Origin of the sequence: Vibrio sp. 1562 (genome assembly GCF_033340155.1) — a bacterium.
In the GTDB taxonomy this organism is placed as follows: domain Bacteria; phylum Pseudomonadota; class Gammaproteobacteria; order Enterobacterales; family Vibrionaceae; genus Vibrio; species Vibrio alginolyticus.
This window is the reverse complement of the sequence record NZ_JAWOVY010000001.1, coordinates 338908-364561: the sequence shown is the minus strand read 5'-3', so window position 1 is coordinate 364561 and position 25654 is coordinate 338908. Positions and strand designations below refer to the sequence as shown.

The 25654-nt window shown below is 45.7% G+C and carries 18 protein-coding genes and 1 tRNA gene; 8 read left to right on the top strand and 11 right to left on the bottom strand.

What is annotated here, in order from left to right; translation table 11 throughout:
• Positions 1 to 34 precede the first annotated feature (34 nt).
• Positions 35 to 2095, bottom strand: coding sequence for a sensor histidine kinase (locus tag R7Z49_RS01690; RefSeq protein ID WP_186585532.1), 2061 nt, complete (start codon positions 2093 to 2095; stop codon positions 35 to 37).
• 171 nt (positions 2096 to 2266) lie between these two features.
• Between R7Z49_RS01690 and R7Z49_RS01685 the strand changes: the two genes are divergently transcribed.
• Positions 2267 to 3616: a sigma-54-dependent transcriptional regulator gene (locus R7Z49_RS01685; protein WP_186585530.1), complete on the top strand. Its 1350-nt coding sequence runs from the start codon at positions 2267 to 2269 to the stop codon at positions 3614 to 3616.
• A gap of 43 nt (positions 3617 to 3659) precedes the next feature.
• Here R7Z49_RS01685 and R7Z49_RS01680 read toward each other — a convergent pair whose 3' ends face one another.
• Together R7Z49_RS01680 and brnQ are read right to left on the bottom strand one after the other, a co-directional pair.
• A complete protein-coding gene (locus tag R7Z49_RS01680; protein ID WP_005374203.1) occupies positions 3660 to 4868 on the bottom strand; it encodes a GGDEF domain-containing protein in 1209 nt (402 codons plus the stop codon).
• A 103-nt stretch (positions 4869 to 4971) separates the two neighbouring features.
• Complete coding sequence (gene brnQ, locus R7Z49_RS01675; protein ID WP_186585529.1) at positions 4972 to 6282, bottom strand: branched-chain amino acid transport system II carrier protein; 1311 nt, start codon at positions 6280 to 6282, stop codon at positions 4972 to 4974.
• Between the two features lie 836 nt (positions 6283 to 7118).
• Here brnQ and R7Z49_RS01670 point away from each other — a divergent pair.
• From R7Z49_RS01670 to lhgO, 3 genes are all read left to right on the top strand, one after another.
• Positions 7119 to 8129: a TAXI family TRAP transporter solute-binding subunit gene (locus tag R7Z49_RS01670; protein ID WP_005374185.1), complete on the top strand. Its 1011-nt coding sequence runs from the start codon at positions 7119 to 7121 to the stop codon at positions 8127 to 8129.
• A gap of 88 nt (positions 8130 to 8217) precedes the next feature.
• Positions 8218 to 10341, top strand: coding sequence for a TRAP transporter permease (locus R7Z49_RS01665; protein WP_186585528.1), 2124 nt, complete (start codon positions 8218 to 8220; stop codon positions 10339 to 10341).
• An 8-nt stretch (positions 10342 to 10349) separates the two neighbouring features.
• Positions 10350 to 11576 carry an L-2-hydroxyglutarate oxidase gene (gene lhgO / locus R7Z49_RS01660; protein ID WP_186585527.1) on the top strand — a complete coding sequence of 409 codons (1227 nt, stop codon included), beginning with the start codon at positions 10350 to 10352 and terminating at the stop codon, positions 11574 to 11576.
• A 65-nt stretch (positions 11577 to 11641) separates the two neighbouring features.
• Here the strand turns inward: lhgO and R7Z49_RS01655 are convergent, their stop codons facing one another.
• The 3 genes from R7Z49_RS01655 to R7Z49_RS01645 form a co-directional block, all read right to left on the bottom strand.
• Entirely contained in the window at positions 11642 to 12046 is a 405-nt protein-coding gene (locus tag R7Z49_RS01655) for a cystatin (protein WP_318111247.1), read from the bottom strand.
• A gap of 174 nt (positions 12047 to 12220) precedes the next feature.
• Complete coding sequence (gene cydB / locus R7Z49_RS01650) at positions 12221 to 13219, bottom strand: cytochrome d ubiquinol oxidase subunit II (RefSeq protein WP_318111245.1); 999 nt, start codon at positions 13217 to 13219, stop codon at positions 12221 to 12223.
• A 10-nt stretch (positions 13220 to 13229) separates the two neighbouring features.
• The gene (locus R7Z49_RS01645) at positions 13230 to 14618 is read right to left on the bottom strand and encodes a cytochrome ubiquinol oxidase subunit I (protein WP_017635517.1); all 1389 of its coding nucleotides are present in this window, start codon (positions 14616 to 14618) and stop codon (positions 13230 to 13232) included.
• Positions 14619 to 14777: 159 nt separating this feature from the next.
• On the opposite strand from R7Z49_RS01645, the gene R7Z49_RS01640 reads away from it, so the two are divergent.
• Together R7Z49_RS01640 and R7Z49_RS01635 are read left to right on the top strand one after the other, a co-directional pair.
• Complete coding sequence (locus R7Z49_RS01640; RefSeq protein WP_186585526.1) at positions 14778 to 16022, top strand: NADH:ubiquinone reductase (Na(+)-transporting) subunit B; 1245 nt, start codon at positions 14778 to 14780, stop codon at positions 16020 to 16022.
• Positions 16023 to 16320: 298 nt separating this feature from the next.
• Positions 16321 to 17721 carry a tryptophanase gene (locus R7Z49_RS01635; protein WP_053307136.1) on the top strand — a complete coding sequence of 467 codons (1401 nt, stop codon included), beginning with the start codon at positions 16321 to 16323 and terminating at the stop codon, positions 17719 to 17721.
• Between the two features lie 78 nt (positions 17722 to 17799).
• Here R7Z49_RS01635 and R7Z49_RS01630 read toward each other — a convergent pair whose 3' ends face one another.
• Both R7Z49_RS01630 and R7Z49_RS01625 read right to left on the bottom strand, forming a co-directional pair.
• Entirely contained in the window at positions 17800 to 18411 is a 612-nt protein-coding gene (locus R7Z49_RS01630) for a DUF2913 family protein (protein WP_318111243.1), read from the bottom strand.
• A 32-nt stretch (positions 18412 to 18443) separates the two neighbouring features.
• Positions 18444 to 18527: transfer RNA gene (locus R7Z49_RS01625), tRNA-Leu, on the bottom strand.
• Positions 18528 to 19088: 561 nt separating this feature from the next.
• On the opposite strand from R7Z49_RS01625, the gene R7Z49_RS01620 reads away from it, so the two are divergent.
• On the top strand, positions 19089 to 20297 hold the full coding sequence (locus R7Z49_RS01620) for a NupC/NupG family nucleoside CNT transporter (RefSeq protein WP_017635515.1): 1209 nt from the start codon (positions 19089 to 19091) through the stop codon (positions 20295 to 20297).
• Positions 20298 to 20351: 54 nt separating this feature from the next.
• Here R7Z49_RS01620 and R7Z49_RS01615 read toward each other — a convergent pair whose 3' ends face one another.
• Positions 20352 to 21440, bottom strand: a complete 1089-nt coding sequence (locus R7Z49_RS01615) for a DUF3541 domain-containing protein (protein ID WP_005384167.1) — start codon at positions 21438 to 21440, stop codon at positions 20352 to 20354.
• A 69-nt stretch (positions 21441 to 21509) separates the two neighbouring features.
• Positions 21510 to 22115, bottom strand: coding sequence for an alpha-ketoglutarate-dependent dioxygenase AlkB family protein (locus tag R7Z49_RS01610; RefSeq protein ID WP_158173507.1), 606 nt, complete (start codon positions 22113 to 22115; stop codon positions 21510 to 21512).
• A gap of 132 nt (positions 22116 to 22247) precedes the next feature.
• Between R7Z49_RS01610 and R7Z49_RS01605 the strand changes: the two genes are divergently transcribed.
• Positions 22248 to 23603: a diguanylate cyclase gene (locus tag R7Z49_RS01605; RefSeq protein WP_021035911.1), complete on the top strand. Its 1356-nt coding sequence runs from the start codon at positions 22248 to 22250 to the stop codon at positions 23601 to 23603.
• Between the two features lie 387 nt (positions 23604 to 23990).
• Here R7Z49_RS01605 and R7Z49_RS01600 read toward each other — a convergent pair whose 3' ends face one another.
• On the bottom strand, positions 23991 to 25547 hold the full coding sequence (locus tag R7Z49_RS01600) for a DUF3612 domain-containing protein (protein WP_080773721.1): 1557 nt from the start codon (positions 25545 to 25547) through the stop codon (positions 23991 to 23993).
• Positions 25548 to 25654 lie beyond the last annotated feature (107 nt).

Sequence of the window (25654 nt, the reverse complement as noted above, 5' to 3'; positions counted from 1 at the left end):
TAGTTCTAATGATGATTTTGTAATCAATATCAACCTAGGCTGATTTGAACAATAGAGTGAAAGTCAGCCCATTTTGTTCATTCTTATGCACGGTAATTTGTCCGTTCATATCACGCATATTGTTGGCCGTAATCGCTAAACCCAGCCCCAATCCTTCACCAATTTTCTTTGAGGTTTGGAAGGGCTCGAACATGGATTCAAGCATCTCATTCGACACGCCGCAGCCATTGTCACTGACGATCAGTTCGACCTGATTAACAGTTGGATTGACGATCAAGTTGAGCTGCGGGTTGGTGGTGTTGTTCATTGCGTCTAGCGCATTCGAGACAAGATTACCGAGCACCTGAAGCAGTCGTTGTTCTTCACCCATGATGTTAGGTAAGTCATGAGGAACCCGAACACGCACATCCACCTTATCTAATTGGGATTGATAGACGCGCAAGGTCTCTTCGAGTGCGGAGGTAAGAGAAATTGCTTGTAGGCTTTCTGGTTTGTTATAGGCGAACGTCTTTAACTGGCTGGTCATGCTTGCCATGCGATCAATCAGCTTCTGCACCAATACGTTGTTGGCTTTCATCATCTCGGTTTCGCCACGTTCTGCTAACAGTTCATTTGTTGTGAGCAGGGTACGCAAGCCTGTCAGTGGCTGATTGAGCTCATGAGTAATCGCGCTCGACATGCGACCTAAGGCGGCCATTTTGCTCGATTCAATCAACTGGCTTTGCGCCTCTTTTAGTGCTTGAGTTCGCTCTTCTACTCGCTGCGCCAGTTCTTGGTTGACCTGTTGCAGTGATTGCTCGGCTTTTTTCCGCTTGCTGATGTCGATGATCGTCGCAAGGAAATACTGCTCGCCATGCCAAGGGAAACTGGTCAGTGAGAACAAGACAGGGAAGACGCTACCGTCACTGCGTCTGGCAATGGTTTCGACCGTACTGATCTCTGCGAGCTCTTTATGTTTAGGTAAGTCCTTGAGCAACTTAAGTGTGGTGGAATTAGGATTGCCTGCATCGAATAACTCCCAAGCAAAAGCGTGTCGATTGACGCTTTCTGGTAAACAGAACAAACGTTTCGCCATTGGGTTGAGATCGAACAGTTGACCTTGTTCATCAATCAATAGCAAACCAACGTGGGTCTTATTGATCATCTGTTTCAAGCGGCGTTGGGACTCTTCCAACAGAGCTTGAATTCGTTGTTGATTGATGTGCTTTTGTCGTCGTTGTAAGCCAATGATGACGAGCAATACAACCAATAAGAGCAGCGCTGCTACGCTCCAACCAATCACATTGATGGTTTGTTGAATCGGCTTAGAAGGGGTGAGGTAGCTGACGTACCAATTCAAATCATCTAATTTAACGGTGTGTGCAAAATAACGCTGTTGGTTGAGCGTCCACACACTGATATTGGTGTTGTCGTATAAGCGCTGCGTTTCTAACTGAACGGTGTTGCTTGGTTCGTTAAACCAGTCTGCGTTATAGAGCGAGCTGCTCGATAGGAAAAAGCGTTGCTGACGGTTCTGCAACGTAATGATGTCTTGGCTAGTAATGGTCTGTTCGGTCAATAGGCTAAGGTTGATTTGCACCACCACAATGCCAGCGATATCCAGACCATCGTAGATAGGGGCTGCAAGATAATACAATGGGCTCGAACCTTTGGTTTTGTTCACCAAGGAAACACCGCCGCCTTGGTTGTGAATTTGTTCCACAATGGCTTTTCGGTCAGACAGGCTAAAGCGCTCTTCGATCAAACTTGAGACCAATACTTCGCCAGAGTTAGACAGGATTAGCCAACCTTCCGTATTGGCGGCTTTATCTAGTTGAGTCAGTTGGGTTTGCAACGGTTCGTAATAAGTCAGATTCCCTTTCACAAAAGCGATGGTTTCTGGGTTATTGGTGACGAGGTAAGGTAAGTGGTAGAAACGTTTGAGTGCACGGCGAACTTCACCGATATAGTCGAGCAGTTTTTGTTGAGCTTCGGTTTGAGTTTGTACGCTCAACCATTGACGAGCAACCTCTCTGCTGGCGCTATAACAAGACAACATCAGCACTGCTGCAATTACGACCACAAGCCACGTTTTGCCATTCCTTTTGCGCTGCATACTGACTCCGTTCAGCTAGTGCGTTCTCACCGAGAGTCATTAAAGAGTGCGCCTAACTGGTTGGATGTTAAAGACTTGTAAGCAAGAAGTGAGATCTAGCTCCTTTTCTCCTCAGTGGTTTTTGCTACCGTTAGCAAAGAGCGATTTCTATTCCACCTACGGTAGTAACTCATGGCTTTTGACGACACCCCTAAAATTGCACTTATCGAAGACGATGACATTGTTCGTCAGGCTACCAGTCAGTGGCTGCAACTGGCGGGGTTCGACGTGACCGCATTCAGTTTAGGAGAAGAGGGGAAAGCGGCCATTCTTAGCCAAGAATTTGATGCGATTGTCAGTGATGTTCGCCTGCCGGACACCGACGGCTTGTCGATACTAGAAAGCCTGATTGCTAATCACATCCCAACGCCAGTTATCTTGATCACCGGACATGGTGACGTCGATATGGCAGTAGGGGCGTTACAAAACGGTGCGTTCGATTTTATTGAGAAACCTTTCCAACCTGAGCGTTTATCCCAACGAGTAACCGAAGCGGTCGAGAGCTATCGCGCACAAACGTCTACTCAAGATCGCCAAGAGTATCTATCTAGCGTTAGCGGCTTAGAAGAAATGCTGATTGGCCGAAGCCGAGTGATGCAACAGCTTAGAGAACAAGTAGCCAAGTTAGCACGCATTGATACTAACGTGATCATTTACGGCGAAACAGGTTGTGGTAAAGAGCTGGTGGCGACCAGTTTGCATAATGAAAGCCAACGCAGATCCTATCATTTTGTGCCAATCAACTGTGGCGCTATTCCTGAGAACCTGTTTGAAAGTGAGCTGTTTGGGCATGAAGCAGGGGCATTTACCGGAGCGGGTAAAAAGCGCATTGGTAAGTTGGAATACGCGGATAAAGGCACTTTATTCTTTGATGAAATCGAGAGTATGCCGCTGTCTATGCAGGTGAAAGTGTTGCGTTCATTGCAGGAACATACGGTTGAGCGCGTTGGGGGTAATCAGCAGATCTCGGTTGATTTGAGAGTGATCGCCGCCGCGAAAGAAGATCTCAATGATCATGACGAGTTTCGTCAGGATTTGTACTATCGTCTTAATGTGGCGCAGATCTATTTGCCACCGCTACGTGAGCGAGAAGAAGACGCGTTGATCTTGTTTGAACACTTTGCTCTGAAAAGTAACCCTGAGAGTCGTCCACTGAGTGAAGCTGATAGAAAAGCCATTCTTGCTTACGCTTGGCCCGGTAACGTGCGTGAGCTAAGGAATGTCGCGATGCGTTTTGCATTGGATGAAACCGTCTCCGTGATGGAAATTCTCTCCAGTCGACCATCCTCAACAACTGAAGAGACGCATGCGGGCGTGCCGTTGGCGATTCAGCTACATAACTTTGAACGTAAGGTGCTACATGATTCTTTAGTCAGGCATCATGGACGCATCAATGAGGTGATGCAGGAGTTGGATTTACCACGTCGAACCCTTAACCAAAAGATGCAGAAGTTTGGTTTGAATCGCTCCGACTATACTTAGTACGATTTCTAGCTAATGTAAAATCATTGGCATAACAAACATGTTATGCGCTTTTGGCAGGAGCTGGGACAAACTTATAATTTAGGTCTTTACCTTCTCCAAACAAGGTAACGAGGTTCCTTCCAGTATGTTTAGAGCTATATAGCGCTTCGTCTGCTTCAGCAAGCGCCTCTTGAAGTGATTGCCCCTCAGATAACTGACTGATACCAAAGCTCATGGTCACTTCAGTTTTAAATGATTGCAAAGCGGTTTCAGTTTCGACCGCAAGGCGAATTTGCTCTGCGACAATTTTGGCTTGTTGTGCTTTTTCGAGCAAAACAATCATGAACTCGTCACCACCAAATCGCACAATGCAGGCTGACTCAGGAAGATGCTTTTTAAAAATAGTGGAGATCGTTGCCATGACGGAGTCGCCAACCGTGTGACCATAGTGATCATTAATCGCTTTGAACTTGTCGACATCAGTCATAATAATGCTGATTGCTTGGCTTTTTTTATGTGCTTTACTAACCAAGTTTGGAACGATTTCTTCCATGGCTCGACGATTATATAGCCCTGTGAGTGCATCTAAATGAGAGAGATCATTTATGGATTGCACCAAGCGTCCGTTAATTAACCACAGCATACTAAAGCTCAAAGCAACGATCAGGCAGATGCTAAATAAGAAAGTCAGCTGATGGATAAGGCCTGCGACCATAAAACTTGGTAACTCACCTGAAAAAGTACTCCAAAGCGCCCTAAATCCCATAAAAAAACTAAATCCAAAGAAAGAGTAAGCCATTGCTTTAACAGGGAGCTTTAAGTCCTTTTGGGTACCTTTAAGCATGGCGACACCACTAAAGAAGGTGACGATACAAATATACATGCTCAGATAAATAATGCGGCTTTTGATAGAAGGGTCATGGAAGGTGAAATAGTAAAATGAACCACTGAAAACAGGTGTTAACAAGGTAAGACAGTGAGCCAATTTTAAAGGATATTGACGAAAAATGCTTACGCTATATAGCGTAAGCAAGAAGCCGACTAATATGAGAGTGTTGGCTATGACGATGGTCAGCCAGTCTGGCGCAGAGCCTCTAAAGCCAAGTAAAAAAGGGCCTAAACCAATAAACAGTAGTGATATCGAGAAGGTTTTTAAGCCTTTGACTCTACCCTGAGTGTATTGATAACAAAGCAGACTAATAGAGTAAATGCAAGAGAACAGAATAACGATAAAGTTCAGTGTTCTGATGTCTAGATACTGATTATCCATAGGCGACCCATATCAATCTTTCATTCAGGCAACTCCTTTGCCTGATATCAATAAGCGAGCTACATAGTAACGCACTTATTGAGCGATGTCTTATGTTAAACGGCTATTCATTCACCAGCTCGAATTGTTCGGTTTGGTTGGTTTTCGTCGTAAACAGCAGACCAACAATCATCATAAATACGCTAGGCACAATCCAGCTAGCAAAGTCATTGTACAGAGGCATGTAATTACCCATCCACTCATCAGTGGAACTTGGCATGTAACCTAGGATGTGCAGCGCATCAACACAACCAAACATTAGAGCAGTGAACGCGGTTGCGACGACCATGATTTGCGACATCTTGTCGCGCACTGGTGCCATGATCATCAATGCAATCGCTACTGGGTGAAGCGCCACAACCGCTGGTAATGTGATAGCCAATAGTTGCTCTAGACCTACGTTGGCGATCAAACCAGCCAATACCATGGTCGTGATAACGCAGCCTTTGTAGTTCACTTTGCTGAAAGTGTTGTCGTAAAACTCACTGCCTGCTGTGGTTACGCCGATAGCAGTAGTCAAACACGCCAATACCATCACGGCACCTAGTAATAGTGAGCCAAATGCGCCGAAGTGGCTGAAGGTGAATGCCGTTAAAATGTCGCCACCATTGCTGAACTCAGAACCCAAGTATGAGCTTGTCGAACCAATGTAAGCCAATGAGATGTAAACAAATGCCATGGCAACCGCGTACATCAAAGCTGCAATTAGCGTGTATTTTGCGGTCGCTTTCGGGCAATCTACACCCATGCTGCGAATCGCACGGAAGATGATCCAACCAAAACCGATAGAACCTAGCGCATCCATGGTCATGTAGCCTTGGGTCAAGCCTTCAGCAAATGCACCAGATAGGTATGGTCCCGTTGCGGCAGTTAGCTCACCTGCAGGAGAAACCAAAGCCGTCACAGACATGATGATCAAGATTGCCATCAAGGCAGGCGTTAAGATCTTGCCTAGGTTGTCGACCAATTTACCCGGATATAGGGCAAATAGAATGGTGATAGCACAGAAGGCAATAGTGAAAGGCACCAAAGCTGCATCACCAAACATTGGCGCAAAGCTAAATTGGTAAGCCACGGTAATTGCACGTGGGATCACGAACGCAGGGCCAATCACAATAAATACCATCACCCAAAAACTGGTCGCCAAAGGTTTAGGTAGGGCGGCGGTTAATTTGTCTGAACCGTTTACGATAGCCACCATCACCAGTGCCATCGCAGGCAGACCTACACCCGTCAAGAGGAAGCCAGACATCCCGCTCAGAAAGTTTTCACCTGCTTGGTAACCCAAAAATGGAGGGAAGATCAGGTTACCCGCGCCTAAGTACATGGCGAAAGTCATGAAGCCCAAAGCGGCGATATTACGTGCGCTTAACATTGTTATTCCTCTTATGTTTCGCTTGGAAGAAACTGAAAGGAATGGAAGGAGTATGTGGTGTTCCCGTCAGCTTCTTCTCAAGCTGACAGAAAGTTTAGATATAGCCTGTCAGCTCTGAATCAGTTTCAGAGAGAGCAGGAGGATCGCAGCAGCAACGCCAGATGGGCGTTTTAAAGCGAATTGTGATTGCGCAGTTGCTGACATGGGTAATCCTTAATGACGAAAAAATACCAAGGAATACGTTTGCCTTGGTGTGTTGTTACACTAACGAACATAGGGCTATTGGTACAACCCCGAAGTAGAAAATAAGTTGATACGGTCAATGTTTGTTTCTGAACTGGTGGATCGAGCTGCTTTTTAAATTGAAAATCAGAATAAATGACTTTTCATTTCTGTAACATGGCTTGCTTTGCTGTATTTTTGTGCTATTTGAAGTCGTTTAGGCTATAAACCTTAGCTGATAAAGTGAGCAGTTTAGAATGATACGCTTTTTCTTCTTATTGTTAAGATGCTCATTAGTTGCAGTTCAATCCAAAATTGCATCGGCAAAATATTGCTTATTAGTGAATCGTGCATTTATTTTGTCTTGATCACATTTTATTAACCTTTTGCGATCTAGGCGTACAACCTTCTCATCTTAGATAGGCAAGATCTTGCTCATTGCTTTGCTATCAAATCAGCAGAATCTTGCTCATTTTTGATGTATTTCAGCTCTTAGTTCAATAAATACAAAGGTTTAAAAGTTGGCATTTCAATTGCTCTAGGGAATGTGTTGTTAATAAAGGTTTAACATGATGTAAATCCCCAATCGTGAAACGACTACACGGAGAGTAATAATGAAAATGAATAAGCTGGTAAAAGCTTTGGCTGTCGCTGTGACTTCTTTTGGTATTGCTGCTAACGCTGCGGCAGAAGATCGTAGCTACATTCTTGCAACGGCATCGACAGGTGGTACTTACTACCCTGTGGGCGTAGCGTTGGCGACGTTAAGCAAAGTGAAATTGGCACCAAAGCACCACTTCTCCCTTTCTGCAATCAGCTCTGCGGGCTCTGGTGAAAACGTCAAACTGCTGAACGAAAACGAAGCACAGTTCGCGATTCTACAAGGCCTTTACGGTGCATGGGCTTGGTCTGGCGAAGGTCCTTATGAGAAAAGCGGTCGCCAAGAGCAGCTGCGTTCAGTCTCTATGCTGTGGCAAAACGTTGAGCACTTTATTGTTCGCTCTGACCTAGCAAAAACGGGCACAGTGACTGACCTGAACAACCTAGATGGCAAGAAGTTCTCTATCGGTAAGAAGAACTCAGGTACTGAAAACTCTGGTCGCCAAATCATGAAAGGCCTGAAGGTCGACCCTGATAAATTCAATCTTGCTTACATGGGCTACGGCGGTAGTGCGAGCGCACTTCAAAACGGCACCATTGACGGTATGAACACGCCTGCAGGTGTACCTGTTGGTGCGGTTACTCAAGCTTTTGCTGCGCTGGGTAAAGACATTTCGATTCTTTCGTTTACTGACGAACAAATCAAAGAGGCGAACGGCAATTACAACCTATGGACGAAGTACGAGATCCCAGCGAACACGTACCCGGGTCTAGATAAGCCGATTACCACCATTGCACAGCCAAACTTCTTGGCAGTTCGTGAAGATATCTCGGAAGAAGACGTTTACCAGCTAACCAAAGCGATCTACGAGAACCTGCCTTTCCTACAAGGAATCCACAAAGCAACCAAAGCAATGGCGATTGAGAAAGCGATCGCTGGCTTGCCAGTGCCTCTTCACCCAGGTGCGGCACGTTACTACAAAGAAATGGGCATCGAAATCCCATCAGATCTAATGGCGAAATAACGCTAACTTGGCCCCGAGTTTCGGCTCGGGGCATTTTATCCCTACCGATTTCTAAGATGGAAAAAGCCGCCAGAGCTTGGAGTATGAGATGAGCGACTCAATAGAAAAGGAATTGCAGAAGTTTGAGCTGCCCACGCGCACTGATTTTCCGTGGGTAACCACCACAATTACAGTGTTTGGCGTTGTGTTGTCTGCTTTGCACATTTGGTTTAACACCTTATCGACGTTACCAGAGTTATGGATATCCGCTACCCACTTTGCTGGCTTTGCGGTGATTTGTGCGCTTTGGTATCCGGCTCATATCTCTCTCAAGCAGAGTAAGATTGCACTCGGTATCGATGTGTTAATTGCTATGGGTGCGGTCGCGTGTTTGCTCTACATTCCCTATGCCGAAGATGCGCTCTACGAACGTGGCGTGAAGTTCGTGACCAGCGATTGGGTCTTCGCCATCATGGCAATCCTGATTGTGATTGAGCTTATCCGACGCACCATGGGCTGGTTTATTCCAGTGCTGATTGTGGTGTGTCTGAGTTACGTTGTGCTTTGGGGTAAGTGGGCAACAGGCATTTTCCATTTCCCGGGTTTGAGCATGGAAACCTTGCTCTACCGCAGTTTCTATTCTTCTGAGGGTATGTTTGGCTCTATTTCGCGCATCAGTTGGACATTCGTATTCATGTTCATTCTGTTTGGTGCGTTTCTCGTTCGTTCTGGTGTAGGTGATTACATCATCAATGTGGCACGAGCTGCGGCAGGCAAAATCATCGGTGGTCCCGGTTTTATTGCGGTGATTGGTTCGGGATTGATGGGCTCAGTATCGGGCTCAAGTGTGGCAAATACGGTTTCCACCGGTGTTATCAGTATTCCTTTGATGCAAAAAGCGGGTTTCCCTTCGCGCTTTGCAGCGGGGGTTGAAGCTGCGGCGTCGACAGGTGGTCAGTTGATGCCACCAGTGATGGGCGCGGGTGCTTTCATCATGGCGTCTTACACGCAAATTCCTTATGTCGATATCATCGCAGTTTCTTTCATTCCTGCTCTTATCTATTTCTTGTCTGTTGCGTTCTTTGTGCGTATAGAAGCCAAACGCAGCGGTGTTCAAAAAATCACGACCAGCGATGAATCTCTATTGAAAGTGTTGATCAGCGGTTGGCACAACCTTATCCCACTGGTGGTATTGGTTACTTTGTTGGTTCAAGGCTTTACTCCAACTTACGCTGCTGGCTTATCGATCATTTCAGTAGTGGTGGCGTCTTGGTTCTCGAAAGATCACAAGATGGGACCAAAAGCGATCATCGAAGCACTTTCGCAAGGCGCGAAAAACATGGCGACAACTGCCGTATTGCTGGTGGGTATTGGTCTGGTGATCAATGTGATCAGCACAACGGGTATCGGCAACACGTTCTCACTGATGATCGACGGTTGGGCGAATGGCGACTTGTTCATCATGATCGTTCTGATTGCACTCGCTTCTCTTGTTTTGGGTATGGGTTTACCTGTAACAGCGGCGTATATTGTATTGGGAACACTGTCTGCCCCTGCGCTTTACAAGTTGATTGCAGAAAACCAATTGCTTGAATTGATGGTATCGGGTCAATTGCCTGAACAAGCAAAAGCCATCTTTATGTTGGCGGCGCCAGAAAAGCTGGAACTGCTTAATGCGCCAATGGCGTTGGAAACCGCGAAAGAAATGGTGGCGCTAGTACCTGCTGACTTTATGGAAACCCTACTAGAGCAAAGTTTGGGTATGGAAGCGGTAGGCTTGGCATTGCTGGCTGCTCACCTCATCATCTTCTGGTTATCGCAAGACAGCAACGTAACGCCTCCAGTGTGTTTGACCGCCTTTGCTGCGGCAACCATCGCTAAAACACCGCCAATGCGTACCGGTTTGATGGCATGGAAAATCGCTAAAGGTTTGTATCTTGTACCGCTGCTGATTGCTTACACAGGCTTAGTAAGTTGGGATGTAACGTCGGTAATTACCGTGGGCTTCTTCGCCATCATCGGAACCTATGCATTGATTGGTGCGATTGAAGGCTACTTGGAAGGTCCTCTAAACATTCTGACGCGTCTCTTGTTGGTACTGGTGGGTACATTGCTGGTTTGGCACGACATCCCAATGTTGGTTCGTGTGGCAAGCTGTGCGGTATTTGTCGCGGTGTTCATTTACAGTGGTCGCAAGTTCAAATTGCAACAATCTCAACTATCGGTTTTATAAGAGGTCGTATGAAATCAGTCTATGACTACATCATTGTTGGTGGCGGTATCGTTGGTGTGTCGACAGCATGGCAACTGCAGCAACGTCATCCAGACAAATCCATTTTATTGGTTGAGAAAGAGTCCGGTTTTGCCAAGCACCAAACCGGACACAATAGTGGCGTGATTCATGCCGGGGTGTACTACGCTCCGGGCAGTTTAAAAGCCGACTTTTGTAAGCGTGGGGTAGAGCGAACCATTTCGTTCTGTGCTGAGCACGATATTCCGGTGGAGAACTGTGGCAAGTTGTTGGTTGCGACTAATGAGCAAGAAGTCGAACGCATGAATGCCCTCTATGAGCGCTGCCATGTCAACGGCATCGACGTAAAGCTACTCGATGAAGTTCAACTCAAACTGGCTGAACCAAACATCACAGGCTTGGGCGCGATTTATGTCAAAACCACCAGTATTGTGGACTATCGTTTGGTCACTGAGCAGATGGCGGAAGAGTTCAAAAAGCTCGGAGGTCAAATCAGCCTGAGAACCAAAGTGGTGGCTGCCGAAGAGAAAGACGAAGAAGTTCAATTGACCTGCATTGCAGACGGGCAAACCATGCAGCTCAATGCCAAATTCTTGGTCACTTGCAGCGGCTTGATGGCGGATCGTATGACTAAGATGATGGGTATTCCAACCGATTTCCAAATTATCCCTTATCGTGGTGAATACTACCGCTTAGATAGCAAACACGACCAAGTGGTGAATCATCTTATTTACCCAATTCCCGACCCTGATTTGCCATTCTTAGGTGTCCACCTGACTCGCATGATTGATGGCAGTGTGACCGTTGGTCCAAACGCGGTGCAAGGCTGGAAGCGAGAAGGGTACGACAAGGTTAACTTTAGCCTGCAAGATACCATGCAAATGCTCAGTTTCTCCGGCTTTTGGAAGGTGACACAAAAGCATCTAAAAACCGGACTGGATGAGTTTAAGAACTCGTGGTGGAAGCCGGGTTATCTCAAGCTGGTCAATAAATACTGCCCAAGCATCAAGGTCGATGATCTCAAACCATATCCTGCGGGTATTCGTGCGCAAGCGGTGTTATCCGATGGCACTTTGGTTCATGACTTTTTGTTTGCCGAGAGCGCAAGAAGCCTGCACGTTTGCAACGCACCCTCACCCGCAGCGACATCTGCGATGCCCATTGGGGAGTACATTTGCGATAAAGTGAATGAAAAGATAGAGGCGAAAACGGTATAAAACAAAGGCGACGTAAAAAACAAAGGCGACGTAACGGTCGCCTTTATTGTATTTGAATCTGGGATTTAGGAGTTGCCATCTTTAGGGCAGAGTTCCCCTTTCTTTGCGTGTCTTTCTATCATGTAATCGCCTCGGGCACTGTGCAATACAATTGCATTCCAGACTTGACCATCTTGCAACTCGAACTCAAACGCATAATGGGTGCCGCCGACCATTTTCGTTCTCACCTCATGAATTGCTTTCAATTTATCATCGGCATTCATTTGATAAAGCACCATGTTGAGTGAGCGTCTGGCGTCAGGAGTTGCCTCAGCAAGTTGCCAATGGGTCTGTTCGTTTGTTGCGGAGCAAATAGACCGCATTTTACTTTTCATGGCGGATGACATCTGCTTGTCTACGGCCAATGCATTTGGTGAAAACAGTGGAACCGTCAAAGGAATCAAAGTTACCAGAAACCGCTTTAAGGTCATAAAAACACTCCGTTGTTTTACTCTTGCTTGAGTATAGACCTCAATGGCTTCAGATGTGGTGCAGTAGACTCTGGGCCTACAATATCGCAGTTCGTATCAACGAACTGATGATAAACAAGGAGACCACGCTTGCCAGCCAAATGCCAATGAACCACAAAATGGGTTTTAGTTTCATCAGTGATATCCTTCTCCACGTTTCATCTTGCCGCGGAAAACCCAGTACGAATAAGCCGTGTAGGCTATGATCAGAGGAAGTAATACCACCGCACCGGCAAGTAAAAATGCCAAACTCTTATCTGGCGCGGCGACGTCTTGATAAGTGAGTGCGAATGGGACCAAGTAAGGGAATGTACTGACACCGAAACCCATCGCGGACACAAGAAACAGGCCGATCGCAAGAACGTAGGCTCGGACGGCTTTGTGGTCGAGTAAGGCTTTGAATAACTGCCAAATAAGTGCCGCAGCAATAATTGGTAAAATGAAAAACAGTAGCGAGTTTGGTAATGAGAACCAACGTTCAAAGACGATATTTTGGCTCAATGGCAGCCACAAACTGGCGATGAATATACAGGCTACCATCGCTAGTCCCCATCGTCGCGCGACCACGTAATAGCGCCCCATCAGCTCTTCTGGAAGCTTGATTAATAACCAGCATGAACCGAGCAGAATATAAGCACAAATAAGCGCCAGGCCACAAAATACGCTAAATGGTGAAAGCCAATCAAACCATCCACCTGCGTATGCTCGTTCACTAACCTCTATACCTTGGAGCAGGGTTCCGAGCATAATGCCTTGCATCAATGCCGCGGTGAGTGAACCAATGAAAAAAGCGCTATCCCATAAAAACTTTCCGCGTTGTGTTCGGAAGCGATACTCAAAAGAAACCCCGCGCAGAATTAACCCGAGCAGCATTAAAATCAGGGGAGCATAGAGTGCTGGCATAATGACCGCGTAGGCGAGGGGGAACACGGCAAAAAGCCCACCACCGCCAAGAACTAGCCAAGTTTCATTCCCATCCCAAACAGGAGCGATGCTGTTCATCATCATGTCGCGCTCTTCATCGTCATTAGCGCTGAGGAATAGGATACCAATACCGAGATCAAAGCCATCTAACACGACATAAATCAGAACGGCGAGCCCAATCAAAGCGTACCAAATTAATGCGTAATCCATGAGTTAGCTCCTAGGTTAGATGGTTAGAATGTGTGATGGCATCGGTTTTCGTGCCATCAGGAAGTCGGCTATCTAGACCTTCTTCATATCGAGTTGGAGACTTACGCATCAAACGTAGGAGATAGAAGAAGCCAGCTCCAAAAACCACAAAGTAAACCACGATGAACGCCGTCAGGGAGACGCTCACCGCGGCGGCATCAATAGGCGATGCCGAATTGGCTGTGGTTAAAAGACCGTATACGGTGTAAGGCTGTCGACCGACTTCGGTAGTTATCCAGCCTGCTAAAACTGCAATGAACCCCGCTGGGGCAAACAGCACACAAATACGTTGAAGTGCCCTCGAATCAAAAAGTTTGCGACGCTTTCTTAGCCAAAGGCTCCACAAACCAATAACAAGCATGCCAAAACCAAGCGCGACCATGACTCGGAAAGACCAGAAAACGATAGAGACAGGAGGGTGTTCCTCCTCTGGAAAAGCATCTAATCCCTTCACTTCACCGTTGAGGTCATGAGTTAAAATCAAACTACCGAGTTTGGGGATTTCCAGTGCGTATTCCATGCGTTTTTCTTCATCGTTAGGGATACCGAAGAGGATCAATGGCGCGCCTTGGTGAGACTCATAGTGCCCTTCCATCGCGGCGACTTTGGCGGGTTGATGTTCAAGGGTGTTTAAACCATGCATGTCTCCAGCAACGATTTGAATTGGTGTCACGATGGCAGCCATCCACATTGCCATCGAGAACATAATTCTGGCTAGAGGGTTATGGTTTGCTTTTAGCAAGTGATAAGCGGCAACGCCGGCTACAACAAAAGCAGTAGTAAGGTAAGCGGCGAGCAACATATGAACGAGCCGGTAAGGGAAGGAAGGGTTGAAGACAATCGCCCACCAGTCTTCTGGGATAAACTGTCCGGCTTCGTTGATACTGTAGCCCGCTGGTGTTTGCATCCAACTATTAACAGAAAGTATCCAAAACGCAGACAAAAACGTCCCGAATGCAACAATACAAGTCGCGGCGAAGTGAAGCTTCTTACCCACCTTATCCATACCGAAAAGCATCACGCCTAAAAACCCCGCTTCGAGGAAAAACGCAGTAAAAACTTCATAACCCATTAGCGGGCCTAGGATTGGGCCTGTTTTGTCGGCAAACACGCTCCAGTTAGTACCGAATTGATAGCTCAACACGATGCCACTCACCACACCCATACCAAAACTGATGGCAAAGATTTTGAGCCAGTACTTATAGATTTGCATGTACTGTTTGTTGCCCGTTTTTAAGTACAAGCCCTCTAATACAGCGAGATAACTTGCCAAACCGATCGTAAAAGCTGGAAAAATAATGTGGAAAGAGACAGTAAAGGCAAATTGGAATCTAGCTAGGTCAATGGCGAGTGTGTCCATGAGCGGTCCCTTTTTCGTTGGATAAACTGTTCGCTGGATTTAAAGAGGAGACAGAAGAGTGGCGAACAAGGTGAAATACGAAGAAGGAAGACGAAGAGATTAAAAAACGATCGCTTTTTACACATGTGCGTACCATCTTTTAGATAAAGGAGGAGTGTTATGAGCCTTAAACATTACTTTGAGAAAGCGACACCTAAGTTTGGTCCAGGTGGGAAGTATCACAAGTTCTACCCACTTTTCGAAGCTGTCGAAACCATTTTTTACACGCCTGGTAAGGTAAACCAGGGCATGACTCACGTTCGAGATAGCATCGATTTAAAACGTATTATGATCATGGTGTGGCTGGCGGTCTTCCCTGCCATGTTCTGGGGTATGTACAACATAGGCCAGCAAGCGAGTGATGCCTTGTTGTATGGAATGGAACAAGCCTCAGCTCAGCAAGCGCTTGTTTCTTCATGGCAACTGAGTTGGGTATGGGGCTCGTTAGATGCGGTTTCACAAGCGGGGTGGGAAAGTAAAATGTGGCTTGGTGCTACTTACTTTCTCCCGGTTTATGCGACGGTGTTTATCGTTGGTGGTTTCTGGGAAGTTCTGTTTGCTATTGTGCGAAAGCATGAGGTGAATGAAGGTTTTTTTGTCAGCTCTATACTCTTTGCGCTGATCCTTCCTCCGACAATTCCACTATGGCAAGCGGCTTTAGGTATCACTTTCGGTATTGTTGTGGCGAAGGAGATTTTCGGTGGTACTGGACGAAACTTCCTAAATCCAGCTTTAGCAGGGCGAGCGTTCTTATACTTTGCCTATCCTGCCAACATGTCCGGTGGTGCTGTGTGGGTCGCGGCTGATGGTTACTCTGGCGCTACTCCACTTAGTCAATGGTATGAAGGCGGGCAAAGTGCTTTGATAAATAATATGACAGGACAAACAATTTCATGGGGAGATGCTTTTGTTGGTAATTTACCAGGCTCGATGGGTGAAGTCTCTACGTTGTTGATCGCACTAACAGGCTTGGTTCTCATCTTTATGAAGATTGCATCGTGGAGAATTGTTGCGGGCGTGTTGGTCGGTTTAATCGGAGCTTCATTACTATTGAATGCGATCGGTTCAGACTCTAACCCCATGTTCTCCATGCCGTTCTACTGGCACTTCGTGATTGGTGGGGTTGCGTTTGGTACCTTCTTTATGGCGACAGACCCTGTCTCGGCAGCTTTTACCAATAACGGGAAATGGGCATACGGAGTATTAATCGGCGTGATGACGATTTTTATCCGAGTGCTGAACCCGGCTTATCCAGAAGGCATCATGTTAGCGATTCTATTTGCTAACTTATTCGCGCCACTTTTCGATTACCTAGTCAAAGAAAGTAATATCAAACGCAGAATGAAAAGGGCGAGACCTTCTTAAAATGAGGGTGACCTCACTGAAAATTGATTGAAAACTGCACTATATTGAAAAGGTCAGAGACATGGGGTTTCTGACTTTTTATTTTTATCAGGAGGACGAAGACGATGAGAATAAAGGATATTCTCGATAGCCGTTTGGTGCTGTCGTTCTGGTATAACCTAGACTACTGCTTGTCTCTTCTTAGTAAAATCTCTTCTCGTTGATTTCCTCAATGCAATCGCATTGAAAAGCATTCTATCTATTTGTTTTTTAGTCTTACGTGAAACTGCGTAGGGCAATGCGTATAAGGAAATTAACAATGAAACGTATTCCAGAACCTTTCCGTATCAAAATGGTTGAGCCAATCAAAATGACGACTTTGGCAGACCGTGAAGTCGCGTTAAAAGAAGCGGGCTATAATCCATTTCTTCTTCGTAGTGATGATGTTTATATCGATTTGCTGACTGACTCTGGCACTGGTGCCATGAGTGATAATCAGTGGGCTGGCATCATGATGGGGGATGAATCCTATGCGGGGAGTCGAAATTACTACAACCTGTGTGATGCAGTGGAGCACTTCTTCGGTTATAAGCTCACCGTGCCTGCACACCAAGGGCGTGGTGCCGAGCAAATTTTGTTCCCAGCTTTGATTGAGCGTATGCGTCAGGTGCGTGGTGGCGAAACGCCAGTATTTATCTCGAACTACCATTTTGATACCACAGCGGGTCACATTGAACTCAATGGCGGTAAAGCGATTAACGTGGTAACGGAAGAAGCATTCGACACCACTACGCCTTATGATTGGAAGGGCAATTTTGATATCGATAAGCTGGTGGCAACAATTGAAGCGCACGGTTCGCATAACATTTGTGCAATTATCACCACGATTACTTGTAATAGCTCCGGTGGTCAGCCTGTGTCGATGGAAAACATGCGCAGTGTGTACGAGATTGCAACCAAGTACGATATTCCAGTGGTGATTGACTCGGCTCGTTACTGTGAGAACGCCTACTTTATCAAGCAGCGTGAAGCGGGTTACGAGAATAAATCGATTCTGGAAATCATCCGTGAGATGTACCAGTACGGTGATATGCTCACCATGTCAGCTAAGAAAGACCCGATGGTAAACATTGGTGGCATGTGTTGTATTCGTGATCATAAGGAGTTGTTCCAGGCGGTGCAGACGCGCTGCGTACCCATGGAAGGATTTGTAACATACGGCGGCATGGCTGGGCGTGATATGGAAGCGCTCGCTCGCGGTTTGTATGAAGCCGCGGATGAGGATTTTCTTCACTATAGAATTAGCCAAGTTCAATACTTAGGTGAGCGCTTACGTGAAGGCGGTATTCCGATTCAATACCCAACGGGTGGTCATGCGGTGTTTGTGGATGCCGCTAAGATTTTGCCACATATTCCAGCGGATCAGTTTCCTGCGCAGGTATTGTGTAATGCTTTGTACTTGGAAGCGGGTATTCGAGCAGTAGAGATAGGATCGTTGCTGCTTGGTCGAGATCCGGAAACGGGTAAACAAAAAGTGTCAGAGCTTGAGTTGATGCGTTTGACCATTCCACGTCGTGTCTACACAAACGATCATATGGATTACATTGCGGATGCGATTATCGAACTGAAAAATCGTGCACATGAGTTAAAAGGGCTCACTTTCGAGTACGAGCCACCAGTGCTGCGCCACTTTACTGCTCGATTTAAAGAGATCGATTAACTCAAGTTTAAATCTAGATAAGCAAAAGGCCGCGAGTTTCGCGGCCTTTTTCGATTCGTTTATTTCTTAGCGTTACACTTACGCCAACTCTAATGTGATGCGAACGAACTGGTCGTCTTGATACTGCACTTCATAATTGAAGGTACCACTGGCGTAAATGCTGCCAAGAAAAAGTGAACGTTGACTCATTGGTCCGCGGAACAGCATCGAAATAGGAGCGATTAGGGCGTTATTATCATCGAAGTGCTGATTTAAGTTCTCAGAAAGCACACACAGCAAACAGCCGTGTTGGTCGTGAGATAAGTCGACGTCTTCCGGTCGAGATAATAACACGGTAGTCCCCAGTTTCTTCTCAATCTCGTTGATCAGCAGCAAGTAGCTATCTAGATCGGGTTGAGGGTTGCAGGGTTTGTCTGCACCGACGCAGCGCTCGAGTAATGCTTCCAGATTTCCGTTCTCACCTTTTGCCTGCTGAGTCAAAGATTTTAACGGCTTTTTAATCAGCTTATAGCGATTACTCTTCAGTTTTGGTTTCAGCCATTTCTGAAGTAAGTCATTACGTTCTTTAAGGGAGAGGCCATGCGAGGACGCGTGAATTTTAAAGTGCAGGTGTAATAAAGCGTGAACCGCAAGCTCACTCAGAAGTTGATTAGCATCTGTAGACTGTCTTGCCTGCTTAGAACTTTGCATTACACTCGAACAAAATTAGGGAAGAAGGATAATGGTGCCGAGAGAGGGACTCGAACCCTCACACCAAAGGCACTAGCACCTCATGCTAGCGTGTCTACCAATTTCACCATCTCGGCATCATGATGCTCTGAATACTCAGAGGCCTCGAAAGAAGCAACGCGAATTGTATAACCAAAATCCACCTGTTGGCGAGAGCAAAATGACGAATTTTGGCTCTTTCGAGTTTGATTGCATATTTATTGGTCACTTTTATGTTTTTTACCATCAACGCCTATCCTTATGCCCTTACTTTTATTAATAGTATGACGACAAAAGAGTACTTTTGCCTAAATTTTGAACGCTTGAACGTTTGCGTAAATAAATGTGATGAATATCTCTTTTTGTTGGCTATACTTGCGTCCCGTTTAAGCGGGAATTAGGGTTTAGTTGTTCAGGACCCTTACCCATACAAGCCGTCACATGGAGCAGGCCAAGCAACATGCTCGCCAGCAGTGAATGACCCCACGGACCGGACCAGCTACGTTCAATTGCTTGTATAAGGTAAAAATAAGATGTCGAACTATTCGTTCTGTCTACATTCTGGATCTAAAAGTGAGTTATCACTCGCTGCGTTGTCCCTTTCTTCTGCCAATTCCTTTGGCTCTTTTTTCTTTTTCAACGTTTAGTAGGTCCAGCTCATGAGTGTTCTATTTAGTCTATTTGGTATTGTTGCACTGCTAGGTTGTGCTTTCCTACTTTCTGAGGGTCGTTCTTCCATTAATTGGAAAACTGTATCTCGCGCCTTGATGCTACAAATGGGGTTTGCTGCTTTGGTGCTCTATTTCCCGTTGGGTCAAGCGGCGCTGGCGAGTTTAAGTAATGGGGTCGCGGGGCTACTCAGCTTTGCTGATGAAGGGATTAAATTCCTCTTTGGTGACCTCGCTTCTTCTGGCTTTATCTTCGCTATTCGTGTCCTTCCTATCATCATCTTCTTCAGTGCTCTTATCTCCGCCCTTTACTATTTGGGCATTATGCAAAAAGTGATTCAATTTATTGGCGGCGCTATCCAGAAGTTCTTGGGTACGAGTAAAGCAGAGTCTTTGGTTGCAACAGGGAACATCTTCTTATCTCAAGGCGAGTCACCACTTCTTATTCGTCCATTTCTTTCTAACATGACTCGCTCTGAACTGTTTGCCGTGATGGCTGGTGGTATGGCTTCAGTGGCGGGCAGTGTGCTTGGTGGTTATGCTGGTTTGGGTGTCGACCTCAAATACTTGATCGCGGCAAGCTTTATGGCAGCGCCAGGTAGTTTGATGATGGCAAAAATTATCGTTCCTGAGCGTCAAACGCCAAGCGATTACAACAATATTGAGCTAGATAAATCAGAAGAAAGCAACGTAATTGATGCGCTAGCAAGCGGTGCTATGGGCGGTATGAAAGTTGCTGTTGCTGTTGGTACCATGCTTATCGCTTTCGTGAGTGTTATCGCGATGGTGAACACGGGGCTAGAAAACTTGGGTGAGATACTTGGTTTCTCTGGCGTAACGCTACAAGCGATTTTTGGTTATTTGTTTGCACCTCTCGCATGGTTGATTGGTGTGCCAAGCCACGAAATCCTAGCTGCGGGTTCATACATTGGTCAGAAAGTGGTGATGAATGAGTTTGTTGCGTTTATCGATTTTGTGCAGCACAAAGCGACACTGTCTGAGCATACTCAAATTATTATCACTTTTGCGTTGTGTGGTTTTGCGAACATTGGCTCAATTGCGATTCAGTTGGGTTCTATCGGCGTGATGGCACCTGAGCGCCGCAAAGATGTTGCAAGTCTAGGCCTAAAAGCGGTTGCTGCTGGTACACTCGCTAACCTGATGAGTGCGTGCTTAGCGGGCATTTTTATCTCTCTCTAATTTAGATTGAAGATACACACTAAAAACCCGCCTAAATGGCGGGTTTTGTTATTTCTAAGGCTTGGGCATTAAGCCGTAAGGTATCGATTTAAAAGCCTCTGGGTGCTCTTGATAAGTTGGCGCTTTATGTACCCCTTTCCAATCGAGCAGCATGATGGCTAGCACGTTACGGTGTTCGCCGTACTTGAGATCAAAGTTACCGTCGACCGACGGAATCATCCCTTTTTCTGCGTTGATTGCGTGACGAATGGCTTGGCGGGTTTTCTTTACGACCGGATCATGGTCCAAGCCTGCTAACAAAAACGAAATGCCGACTTCCGCAATCACGTCTTCTTTGGCGCGCAGTAGGATAGTGTCGATGTTGTTGCGAAAGTAATCATAAATCCATTGGTGTTTCTTCTCGCTTACTCGCTCCTGATAATACTGTGAATCGGCAAAGATGATGTGCGTCATCCCATAGAGTTTGTTCCAATACTGCTGAGCTGAAAGCATCTTATCTTTATCGTCGGGGTAGGTGTCACGGAAGGTTTGAGTGAATTCCTCGACCACATCTTGCTCTCCTAACTGACGAAGCCAGTAGACTTGGTTTGCAAGCTGAGCTGCCCATGCTTCTATCATCTCTTTGTCCGTAACGTAACGCGAGAAATCGTAGCGCCTAATAATTTTTCTCAGCGTTTTGTCTTGTTTATGCTTTAGGCCGTATTCGTTTGCTCTTGCCATTGCGCCAAGCAAATCCACACCAAGATAAAGGTACTCAGGATGGTGTTTAGTCACGGTATAGCGTCGCTGCCCTCGTTCGGTTTCTTTCTCTTGATACGTGGTCAGCCTTTGAGATGAATAGAGAATGATGTCTTCTGGTTCAACAACTTCATTAGCAAATTGGTTTAACCGGCTGGCTACTTGTGCCATGTCGGTCCAAATGGCAGCGTGATATTTCTCATCTAATGTTTGGCGGTACATGCGTAAGCCAAAATGGCCCTCTTTAAACGCCGGGAAAGTGAACAGTTCCTGTTCGTAGGTACTACGAATCAACTGCGCTGATTGAGTATTATCGAGAAGCGGTACCTCTTCCTGTGATGCCTGAGCTGCAAAGGTAAGTGAGCAAGAGAGTAAGACCGCTAAGCTAAGAGGTTTAATACGCATAAATCCATTCCCTATGAAGTCCTGAACCTAAACCTACCATCAATATTAATTGAGAATGTAAAAGCAGAGTCAATAGTTAAAAATTTGCCTAAAAGTCAGGTTGATACGTTCATCTTTGGTTTTCGCGGTTTTTGGTACGCAGTGCTTCCAGTGATGCTGTAGCTCGCCAGCCATAATCAGTAAGGAGCCGTGAGAAAGCTCGTATTCAATCTCAGTTTTACAATGTAAATTTCTAAGCAAAAATCGACGTGTTTCACCTAAGTTCAAAGATGCGATAACAGGGTTTCTACCTAACTCTGGTTCATTATCTTGGTGCCAGCCCATTGAGTCTTGGCCGTGTCGATATAAGTTAGCGAGAACAGAATTAAAAGTGACATCAGCAACTGATTCACAACGCACTTTGAGCTGAGTTAACTCAGGAGTCCAAGGGTGAGGCTGCATGGTTAAGCCTGAGTAAGTATATGCTGCATCACCGTGCCACGCTTGTAAGCGAGGTTGAAGTACTGACTTGCCGAACATAGTAATGTGTTCTTGGTGCCATGGCAGTGTCTTTCGAAGTTGGTCAAAGTAATTATCCGCCTCAAGATTGCTAAGAAAATGAGGATCATAATAAAGTTTTCCTCTTTCTACTTCTTGCCATAGATCGCCGCCAAATAAATCGCCTTGTTGATGCATCATCTCACACCTAAAACATAAAAGTTGTCAATCACTGTTACCTTTCTGATTATGATTGGTTATTCTTGTGATAATAAGAATTTTAACAATAAATAAAAAATCTCGTAGTTGTATACGAGTTGTGGGGAGAAAATGCGTTATTTACCCAGAAAGCGATGCTATTTTGCATTGTTCTTCCTCACCTTTTTCGCTTTGTGTATTGGGGTTATTGAGCTGTTAAATCGAAACCAGCAAGAGCTTCACAAAGAGCGAGTTCAAGTTGAGGCCAAAGAACAACTTTCCATTCTCCGTTCCAATTTGGAAGCGGTACTTATGGCGGATATCTACAAAGCCAGTACTTTAGCGACACTCATTACGTTACTTCCTAAAAATCAAGAAGAAGAATTGAGTATCGCCGCTCACCGAATCCTAAATAAAAGTAAACATATTACAATCATCGGTATCGCGAAAAATGATGTAATTAGTCATGTATTTCCACGCCAAGGTAATGAGCGCCTAATCGGCCTTGATTACCGCGCAGTGCCACAGCAGTGGGTACAGGTGCAAAAAGCCAAGGATGTACAAGAAATTTTCATCGCAGGGCCAGTGACTTTGATTCAAGGTGGCCGAGGTTTGATCGTGCGTGTGCCTGTTTTTCTTGATCCTCCAATGAATCAGGACTACTGGGGAGTGATCAGTGCGGTGATTGATTTCGATGCTCTGATGAGAGAAACCGGCGTAATTGATTTCTCGTATCGTTACCCTTTAATGATCCGTGGTTACGATAGCGGTGGCTCATTTGGTGATGCTTTCTTTGGCGCGCAAAGTGTAAATAGCATGGTATATGCAAAAGAGATGGTTCATTTTCCTTATGGTGGGTGGAGTATGGTGGTTTTCTCTGGAGGCAAAGCTGATCGCCAAATCTCTTGGCATCAGTTGCATTTAGCTAGAGTAATCGGCTATCCCATTATATTCGCACTTAGCCTCGCGCTGTTCGCCATTTATCGACTGTATACCATTGCAGATGACAGAGCTTTACACGATGAACTCACGAATTTACCAAACCGTCGCTATTTTATGAAGTTTTACAAGCAGCAGTTTGAAATAGCGAAACGTTATAAAAAGCGTTATAGCTTCGCCTTAATTAATATTGACCTAGATAGGTTTAAACACATTAACGATACCTATGGTCACGACGCAGGTGACAAAGTTTTAATCGCTACGGCTGAAAGGGTAAAAAGCTCTCTGCGTAAATCAGACATCGTGGCCAGAATGGGCGGTGATGAGTTCTTAGTTGTAGTTCATCACCCAGGAACGGAAGAAAATGTTCAGTCCCTTCTACAAAAACTTCGATTAGCGCTATGCTCGACGCCCGTCATTTACGATGAAACGCTTATCTATTTGAAAGCCAGTATTGGGTACGCGATATTTGACCCGAAAATGTCATCTCCTGAGCAAATGATGAAAATAGCCGATGAGAGAATGTATCAACAAAAGCATGGCGGATGAGCCTGAACCCAGTTTCAATAAGGGGTTAGAAGAATGGTAAAGTTGGGAGCCCGAAATCTCATCATCATTGAGGTGCAAGAATATGTGACTTCATATGTTCACAGACACTTTGCTGAGAGAGTCGTTATTAGCAGTGCATTCAGTGGCATATTTGCATAATGTTGCATTTTGCAAATGCAGTTTGCGAAATTAATGGTTAATAAAGCAACGATATGCATCTGGATCTACTAAAAAACGGCTTTTTTAAAGTTGGCACGCATCGTGCATTACTTAGAGTGACCCTTATTAAGCCGAGGGTCACCTAGCCAACTGACGTTGTTAGTGAATACAAATTGTTCACAAGTATATACCGCCAATCACGTATATTGTGATTGGCGTTTTTTCTTTCTAAAGACCGATGATATTCACGTCGCTGCCCGTCTCATCAGCTTCTCCGCACTTGCTGTAACAACTAGGTTGTCTTGGACAAACCGCCCCTCTGGAGCAGATCAACCTTGCTTGGGTTTGAATCCCGCGCTCTATCCAGTTGATGTTTAATATCTTAGCGATAGTCGTTAAGTCTTTTTTGATGTGGGGAGGAATAACACTACTTCCGCCGGAAGCGACACAAAGGGACTTAAGTTCTTCCGCTATGGAAACGGCATCGCCACCTTGTGCAGAAATAGCAGGGTTAAGATCAATACCGGCACATAGCACGCGATTATTTCCCGCAGGGTCAAATACGTTGACCGATTCGCAGCAGTAGATACGTGGCTCGTCGCCAACATTTAAAATCGAAATTTGCGCTGAACTGGTATCCAAAGGCTGGGAAAGGCGTCGGAATACCGCCCAGTGCTGGCAAGGGTCGTTTACTTTGCGCATGTTGCCCCAAGGCAATGGAATACCATTTCCTCGATACACTGCTTTTAACTTGCCGGGGCCATAGGCATCAAAATAGTGCCAATGAGGGTAAGGCGAGACCACCGTCATGCGACGCATTGCAACAGAAGGAGAAACTCCCGCCTTTTTGTGAACATCAATCTCGTAACCAGAACGGTCAAGCAGCTGACGAAAGGGTACTTTGGGGCAGAGTAGGGCACCGGCAAAGAAGCTGGACTCAAAATCACGCCAAGCTTGCAGGATATCTTGCGAATTGAGTTCAGAGTTCGACACAGGGCTGTCCATTTGCTCCCAATTGTTTTGATGCCCGATAGATAAAACGTTATTCATTGCATCGCTGCTATGGAGTACTCGATGGCCGATATATACCGCCAAGTCATACTTCAATCGGGTTGGATAGTCACGCATTCGTTTATTGAGATAAATAGTCCCAGGTGGCTCCATGAAAGACGTAATCAACTGTTTGGCGCTGACGCCCAGTTCATCAATCACATCTTGTGGCGCTCGATCTACCCAGCGGATATCCAATCCCATACTCTTTGCAATGTCTACGAGATCTTCTACAGATAGATTCAGCCGCTTCAAGCCGACCTCTTCGGCGGCGCGCTCTAAATCAGGAAAATGGTTTTGATGGTTTTCTTGGTGTGCTCGAATCAAGAGATGAGCAAACTGACGCCCCGTGATACCTGTTTGGGAGAGCATTTCTGGTATCGCGATTTGAAGAATATCATTGGAGAACAGAAAGCTCGGCTCCAACGCCATGCCACTAATCCCGCCACGATTTCCTTTGTTGGGTGTGATGGCTTCTAATTCGGGTTCATCATCTAAAAACCAAGCAGGATCTTTTTGAAAAACTTCCGCGATCACTTCGAGCATATCGATACTCGGTACGCGTTTTCCGCGCTCAATCATTGAAAGGTAAGAAACCGACGGAGCGTACTCTGGATTAATTCTTACACAACGGGCAGACAAATCTTCCATCGTTAAATGGTTGTTTTTTCTTAGGTTACGAATTTTCGTACCAAGAAAATGAGACTGACGAATAAGGCTTTTTGACACAGACATTTTGTAAAATTCACATTGTAAAATTTTTGTTGTGAAATTGTAGTCAATATTTCGCTAGTCTACATAATGAGCAGGCAAGGAAATTAACCATCCACTTCACAGAATTG

Coding starts and splice junctions, on each gene's coding strand:
- R7Z49_RS01690 (WP_186585532.1), bottom strand. CDS start 2,095: ATGCAGCGCAAAAGGAATGGCAAAACGTGGCTTGTGGTCGTAATTGCA.
- R7Z49_RS01685 (WP_186585530.1), top strand. CDS start 2,267: ATGGCTTTTGACGACACCCCTAAAATTGCACTTATCGAAGACGATGAC.
- R7Z49_RS01680 (WP_005374203.1), bottom strand. CDS start 4,868: ATGGATAATCAGTATCTAGACATCAGAACACTGAACTTTATCGTTATT.
- brnQ (WP_186585529.1), bottom strand. CDS start 6,282: ATGTTAAGCGCACGTAATATCGCCGCTTTGGGCTTCATGACTTTCGCC.
- R7Z49_RS01670 (WP_005374185.1), top strand. CDS start 7,119: ATGAAAATGAATAAGCTGGTAAAAGCTTTGGCTGTCGCTGTGACTTCT.
- R7Z49_RS01665 (WP_186585528.1), top strand. CDS start 8,218: ATGAGCGACTCAATAGAAAAGGAATTGCAGAAGTTTGAGCTGCCCACG.
- lhgO (WP_186585527.1), top strand. CDS start 10,350: ATGAAATCAGTCTATGACTACATCATTGTTGGTGGCGGTATCGTTGGT.
- R7Z49_RS01655 (WP_318111247.1), bottom strand. CDS start 12,046: ATGACCTTAAAGCGGTTTCTGGTAACTTTGATTCCTTTGACGGTTCCA.
- cydB (WP_318111245.1), bottom strand. CDS start 13,219: ATGGATTACGCATTAATTTGGTACGCTTTGATTGGGCTCGCCGTTCTG.
- R7Z49_RS01645 (WP_017635517.1), bottom strand. CDS start 14,618: ATGGACACACTCGCCATTGACCTAGCTAGATTCCAATTTGCCTTTACT.
- R7Z49_RS01640 (WP_186585526.1), top strand. CDS start 14,778: ATGAGCCTTAAACATTACTTTGAGAAAGCGACACCTAAGTTTGGTCCA.
- R7Z49_RS01635 (WP_053307136.1), top strand. CDS start 16,321: ATGAAACGTATTCCAGAACCTTTCCGTATCAAAATGGTTGAGCCAATC.
- R7Z49_RS01630 (WP_318111243.1), bottom strand. CDS start 18,411: ATGCAAAGTTCTAAGCAGGCAAGACAGTCTACAGATGCTAATCAACTT.
- R7Z49_RS01620 (WP_017635515.1), top strand. CDS start 19,089: ATGAGTGTTCTATTTAGTCTATTTGGTATTGTTGCACTGCTAGGTTGT.
- R7Z49_RS01615 (WP_005384167.1), bottom strand. CDS start 21,440: ATGCGTATTAAACCTCTTAGCTTAGCGGTCTTACTCTCTTGCTCACTT.
- R7Z49_RS01610 (WP_158173507.1), bottom strand. CDS start 22,115: ATGCATCAACAAGGCGATTTATTTGGCGGCGATCTATGGCAAGAAGTA.
- R7Z49_RS01605 (WP_021035911.1), top strand. CDS start 22,248: ATGCGTTATTTACCCAGAAAGCGATGCTATTTTGCATTGTTCTTCCTC.
- R7Z49_RS01600 (WP_080773721.1), bottom strand. CDS start 25,547: ATGTCTGTGTCAAAAAGCCTTATTCGTCAGTCTCATTTTCTTGGTACG.